The sequence below is a fragment of the uncultured Campylobacter sp. genome, from assembly GCF_938017775.1.
Classification (GTDB): domain Bacteria; phylum Campylobacterota; class Campylobacteria; order Campylobacterales; family Campylobacteraceae; genus Campylobacter_B.
This window is the reverse complement of the sequence record NZ_CALIIU010000017.1, coordinates 1-6145: the sequence shown is the minus strand read 5'-3', so window position 1 is coordinate 6145 and position 6145 is coordinate 1. Positions and strand designations below refer to the sequence as shown.

Here is a 6145-nt window from a genome sequence, read left to right as displayed (position 1 = left end):
GTTACACTTAGCAAGCAGGGCTTTTTCGAACGTTCTTATGATGAAACTTTCAAGCCATTTTATCAAGGCGCTGCAGATAAAAAATATTTCTTACTAGATGGGCTCTATGCCATATTTTAGGACGAAATTTAGCAGTGTTTTATCTAACGGCTTCGACTAAAACGTCATTTATGATAAGCAGATAATATGCGAAATCCAATTTTAAGGACATAAAATGAAACTACTTTTTATAGCGGCTCTATTTTGTGCGGCGCTTTTTGCCGATAGCCTAGATCAAATCAGACAAAACGGTGTCATTCGCATCGGAGTGCGCGACGCCCATCCACCGCTTTGCGAGTCGAATGGCGGCAAATTTGAAGGATTTGAAATCGATCTTGCAAACGCGATCGCTAAAGAAATTTTCGGCAAAAAAGAGGGCAAAATCGAGTTTATCCCACTAAGCGTAAATGATAGAATTCCATTTTTAGAGGCAAACAAGCTTGATTTAGTTATCGGTCTATTTAGCATCACCAACGAACGAAAAAGAAAGATCGATTTCTCCCTCCCCTACCTCTCCGTAAATTTAGGCATATTAACGCGCAAGGCCGACGCTTTTACCGATATCGCGCAGCTTCATGATAAAAAGATCGTATTCGAAGGCGACGCGACAGTAGCCGAGAAATTTTTCAAAACCAAGGGATTTAAAAATTTAGGCCATTGCGCTTCGGCTAAGGAATGTTACGAAATGATTCGAAATGGCGATGCGGACGGCTATATAAACGACAATCTCATCGTGCTTGCATATTCCGTCATCGATGATACTTTGGAAGTGCCGTTTAAAAACCTAGGCCCTAGCGATTTCATCGGCATAGGCGTGCAGAAAGACAACAAAGAACTACTTGATTTCGTCAATGCAGAGCTCATCAAGCTAAGCAAAGAGGGCTTTTTCAAAAAGGCCTACGAGCAGAGCTTTGATCCATTCTATCGCGGTACGGCGGATAAGAAATATTTTCTGCTAGACGGAATTTATAATATGCTCTAAGGGCTTGCTTTAAATTTTGAGTCCGGCTTTTAGAATTTTAGCAAATAAAATTTCCTGCTTCATTTGAAAGCGGAAAAGATATTAAATTTAAGGATTTGCCATGAAATTGCTTCTTGCAATGTTACTACCATTTATCGTTGCTTTCGCCGATAGTTTGGAACAGATCAGATCAAAAGGCGTCGTTCGCATCGGCGTTTACGACGGACAGCCTCCTTTTAGTGAGCTAAACGATGGAACTTTCGAGGGCTTTGAAGTTACGATGGCGCAGGCCATAGCAAATGATCTTTTCGGCGAAAAAGGCGGCAGAATCGAACTTGTGCCGATGAAGGTCGAGGATAGAATTCCAGCACTAGTAAATAACCGCGTAGATATCGTCATCGCTACGATTACCATTACGCCTGAACGCGCGCAGCAGATCGATTTTTCAACACCGTATTTTTCGGTAAATCTTGGAGTTTTAACCCGCAAGGCCGATAGAATAAAATCCTTAGCCGATCTGCGAGAGAAGAGAATTTTACTCGAAAGCGGCGGTACGGGCGAGGCATTTTTTAAACAAGAAGGCTTTGGAAATTTTACATTTTGTAAGATCGCTAGAGAGTGCTACCGCATGCTAAAAGACGGCGACGTGGATGCCTACGCGACCGATAATCTAATCGCAATGGCATATCCGGTAGTCGATAGCGAAGTAGAAGTGCCGCTTAAAACTCTAGGCAAGCCCGATTTCATGGGTATTGGCGTGCAGAAAGGCAATAAAGAGCTACTGGATTTCGTCAATGCAGAGCTTATAAAGCTAAGCAAAGAAGGCTTTTTTGAAAAGGCATACGAGGGAACTTTTAATCCATTTTATCACGGCGCTGCGGATAAAAGATATTTCTTGCTAGATGGAATTTACAGCTTCTTGTAGGATTTGCGGCTTATTTTAAAATTTATCATACAAGATTTATCACGTAAATTTTATCTCCTGCTTGCTATGCTTTAGCTCTTGCAGCGGGGGTCACATAAAATTTATCGCGCAATCTTGCTCGTTTAAATTTTTCAAAAAAGCTTTTTCGCGGGCGAAACGGCATTTATATAAAATTCCGCTCGTTTAAAATTTATCTTGCATAAATTCTACGTAGGTTTTGCAGCGCGCAGACTTTTGTTTCGTCCTTTTAAAATTTACCCTGCATAAATTCCATGGCAGCTTGGAATTGCTAAAATAAATTTAGCTCAGATTTTTATTATTTCAAATTTTACTAAAAATCCTCTTGCTAGGATTTTTTACCACTTGCAATCCGCTCAAAATGCCCCCTCTAAAAAGGGGTAAATTTTACAGTCAAGAATTTATTCTGCGCAAAGAGTAAATTTTTAATACTTGAAATTACAAACGCAGCCCCCTCTGTCAAAAACCGATCAGTGATTTTCATATTGCAAACTGATCTATTTTTATGTATAATCGCAAACTTTATGAATTTTAAAGGATCGATATATGAAAAAATCCATCTGCTCCTCTATGCTTAGCCTCGCAGCGGTGCTCGCACTAGCGCCCGCACAAGCACTTTGCAATGCAGATTCTAATCCGCCGCTTATCCATACCCATAATAACCTCTATTCGGCTGGATTTAGCGGCAATACTAGCGGCAGCGGAAGCACTAGCCCGAACGGCAATATTACGACGATTACGGGTGTTGCAAGCGGCGGGACGGATTACTCCGGCAGCGTAATTTACGGCGGAGGAAGCGGCGATGGGATCGCTGGCTTTACCGAGTTGAACTCTGCTTCCAACAATAGACTTACGATTAGAGGCGCAAACGCTTACGTGGGTATCGCAATAGGCGCCGAGGCCAAGGGTGTATCTGATAATTACGTGAGCTTGGAAAACGGCTCTAAGGTAAATTTGGCCGTGGGCGGGCAAGGCATAGCGGCGTCTAAAACAGGCAACGAAGGCGAAGCGACGCGGAATCAGGTTTTTGTAAAATACGGCGCCGAAATTACGGGAAATGCCGATAACTTCGGCGGCAGCTCAAATAGACATTATAATATCATCGGCGGCAGAAGCGGAGCGGACAAAGAAGCCTCCTCTAACGCCGTAACAATCGACGGAGGCACTATTGGCAACAGCTCCGTTACAAACGTAATCGTAGGCGGTATAGTAAGCGGCGGCGGTGATGCCGTATCAAATAGAATAACTATAAAAGGTGGCACGTTTAGAGGGGGCTTCGATATATTCGGCGCTCAATCCTCCACGGGGCAAAGTAACTCTAATAGCGTCAATATAACGGCGCCTTATTACGGCGGTACAAGCACTATTACTTTAAGCGGTAGCGGTAGAATTTGGGGCGCAGCGGGCGGAAGCGGAAACTCTAGCGCAAACTCCGTATCCATAAGCGCAAAGCTAAAAGCGCAAAATTACCAAGTAGCAGGCGGCCAAGCAAATAGCGCTAGCGCAATGAGCGCAAATCGCGTAGAAATCAATAACGACGATGCGATCGTAGGCAGCGTCACGGGCTCTTTGGGCGGCGCCTCAAGCTCGCGAAGCGTAATTGATATTTACAAAGGTACCGTAAAGGGCGATGTTGCAGCAGCAAACGGCATCGTAGGCGAATCGGACGGCGATAGAGTTACTCTAGGGGCATTCGATTCTAATAAAGGCGTGCACGTAGGCGGCAATGTCTATGGCGCACGTGCGGGAAGCGTCAAAAACGCGGTCGTTTATATCAATAAAGAAAGAACGACGATAGCAGGAGACGTCTATGCAGGCTACGCTACAAGCGGCAGCGTCGAGAATAGCAACGTAAATTTTAGAGGCGGCACTATAAGTGGCACGATCTGGGGTAGTAATAAAAATTCCGATAAAACTAATACCTTACATATAGAAAATTGGGTCGGCGGCGGTGTGAAAAAAGCCAAGGACATTAAAAATTTCGGCTCTATAAATTTTCACGATCTATATTCCACTACCCAAGCCGATGCGCCTCTTACTCTAACCACTAGCGGCAATACGAATTTAAACGGCACAAAGATAGAGGGTATAAAATCAGATCTTGGCGAAGGAAAGTACTATCTGATACATAATTCAGGCGGCGGCACGATCACCAGAGCCGCACAAACCGTGCAAGATAATCAAATTTATACGATTACCGACAAAGACCACTATCAAATCACCGGCACTACGATCGAGGTCGAAAACAGCAAGAATTTAATCATGCAAAAGGGCACACTAACTCGCTCTTGGTCTGATTTTAACTTTGATCAAAGCGAGCTAATGCAAAATCAAAATTCCAACAAGGCTGCGGGCGCTACTGAGCTATTCGGCAATAAAGGAAATACCGTAATCGTAAAAGAGGGTGCAGGCAATCTAGGCGGCAAAAACATAAGCTCTGGTAGAGACGATACTACCGACGGGAGCAACAGCGTCCACGATAACTACGCCAAGATCAAGGGTGGAAGCGATATAGGCGAGATCAATGGAGGATATTCAAATTCCGCTACCCCGCAAGAAATTTATAATAACCATGTAACTTTCGAAGCAAGCGGAATAGACGTTAAATACGTAAACGCAGCCAACGCCCACAATAGCGGCGGAGGCGGGGATGTCCACGATAATAGCGTAACTACGAATGCTACGATAATCCGCAATAGCATTTACGGCGGCAATACTAGCAACGGAGAAGCCAAATCCAATATCGTAACGATAAATAACGGCAGCGTAGGAGCAATGGCAGTGGGCGGCAAGGGAAACAGCGCGATTTCTAACACCATAACTCTCAACTCGGTAAACGTAGGCGGAAGCGTATACGGCGGAAAGGCTAGCGGCACCGCCTCCTCCAACACTGTAAATTTAAACGGCAACACGCAAGTTGCTGGCAATGTCTATGCAGCGGAAGCCGCTAGCGGCAGCAACAACGTAGTAAATTTCAGAAGCGGCAGCGTGGCAGGCACGATATACGGAGTATCTAGTGCAAACGCTAGCAATTCGGGCAATAGCTTAAATATCCTATCTTCAAACTCAGGCAATGGCCTAAATGCAGGGAATTTTGCAAATTTCAATAAATTGGAATTCAACTTAGCCTCCCTTAGCGAGATTGAAAACGATGCTTCATCAAGTACCAAAAGAGCTTTAAATTTAACGGGTTCCGGCAATACCGATCTAAGCGGTACCGATATATTTGTGAATTCCGCAAGCGAATTTAACGCTTTAAACAATGCAAGCTATCCAGATGGCGATAATAAGAAATATACCCTTGCCTATAAAAGCGGAGGCGGTAAATTTACCGGATATGATCCACGCTTTAAAGACAAGGGCTACGTAACTCAACTAAATAAAAACTATGTCATAAAAGATGCCAATACCTTTAGCAGAAACATAGGTGGTATGCATATAAGCGAGGATGAGAAGGAACTTTATATCCAAAAGCTTATTAAGACTAACGAGAGCATAAATGGAGACTTTGATGCGGATGAGCTGCAGAAGTATCTTGGTGCCGGCGGTCTTAACGGAAATAACATAGATATAGGCAAAGTGGGGGAGGATAAGAATTTTAACGCTAGAAATATCAACGCAGCAGGCGCAAATAATACGTTAAATTTCATCAGCGGTCATAATGTAGGCGTAATAAGCGCAAGCGGTGGCGGCAACACCCTTAACATAGGAGCTAGCAATAGCTCTCCTGCGGCAGTAAATTCCTTAAGCGCTAAAAATATTAGCGGCTTTGACAGGCTAAATTTCTTCCTTCCTAGCTCTATTAGAGCAGGAGATAGTGTGCTTACCCTAAGCGATCCTACCGCTAACACAGATCTAAGCAACGTAAACAATATCACGGCTTATATCAGCGGAGTAAGCGGTCCGATTAATCCAAGCAGCGAGATTCATCTAATCAATAAGCAAGGAAGCGGCAGCCTTATAGCTCCTAACGTAGCCAATATGCACGCAACGCTAAATGTAGGGGTAAGTCTAAGCTACAGCCCTAAAATTTATCAAAGCGGCAATTATCTAAATTTAGGATTCGATGCTTCCTCGGCTCCTAGCGCGCGCGTAAATTCTAATACCAAATCCTTCGCCGAAACCCGTGCTGCAAGCTTAGCTAGCCTAAAGAGCGGAAGCGAGTTAATCACTAACTACCTAGATAAGCTAATACCGGATGG

The 6145-nt window shown here is 44.0% G+C and carries 3 protein-coding genes; all 3 read left to right on the top strand.

Annotated elements, in window-relative coordinates; all coding sequences use genetic code 11:
• The first annotated feature begins 214 nt into the window (after positions 1–214).
• Complete coding sequence (locus tag Q0537_RS03035; RefSeq protein ID WP_298955206.1) at positions 215–1021, top strand: transporter substrate-binding domain-containing protein; 807 nt, start codon at positions 215–217, stop codon at positions 1019–1021.
• Between the two features lie 100 nt (positions 1022–1121).
• Positions 1122–1925: a transporter substrate-binding domain-containing protein gene (locus Q0537_RS03030; protein WP_005870746.1), complete on the top strand. Its 804-nt coding sequence runs from the start codon at positions 1122–1124 to the stop codon at positions 1923–1925.
• Between the two features lie 564 nt (positions 1926–2489).
• Positions 2490–6145, top strand: a 3656-nt coding sequence (locus tag Q0537_RS03025; RefSeq protein WP_299224986.1) for a hypothetical protein, incomplete at its 3' end; no start/stop codon positions are given.

Coding starts and splice junctions, on each gene's coding strand:
- Q0537_RS03035 (WP_298955206.1), top strand. CDS start 215: ATGAAACTACTTTTTATAGCGGCTCTATTTTGTGCGGCGCTTTTTGCC.
- Q0537_RS03030 (WP_005870746.1), top strand. CDS start 1,122: ATGAAATTGCTTCTTGCAATGTTACTACCATTTATCGTTGCTTTCGCC.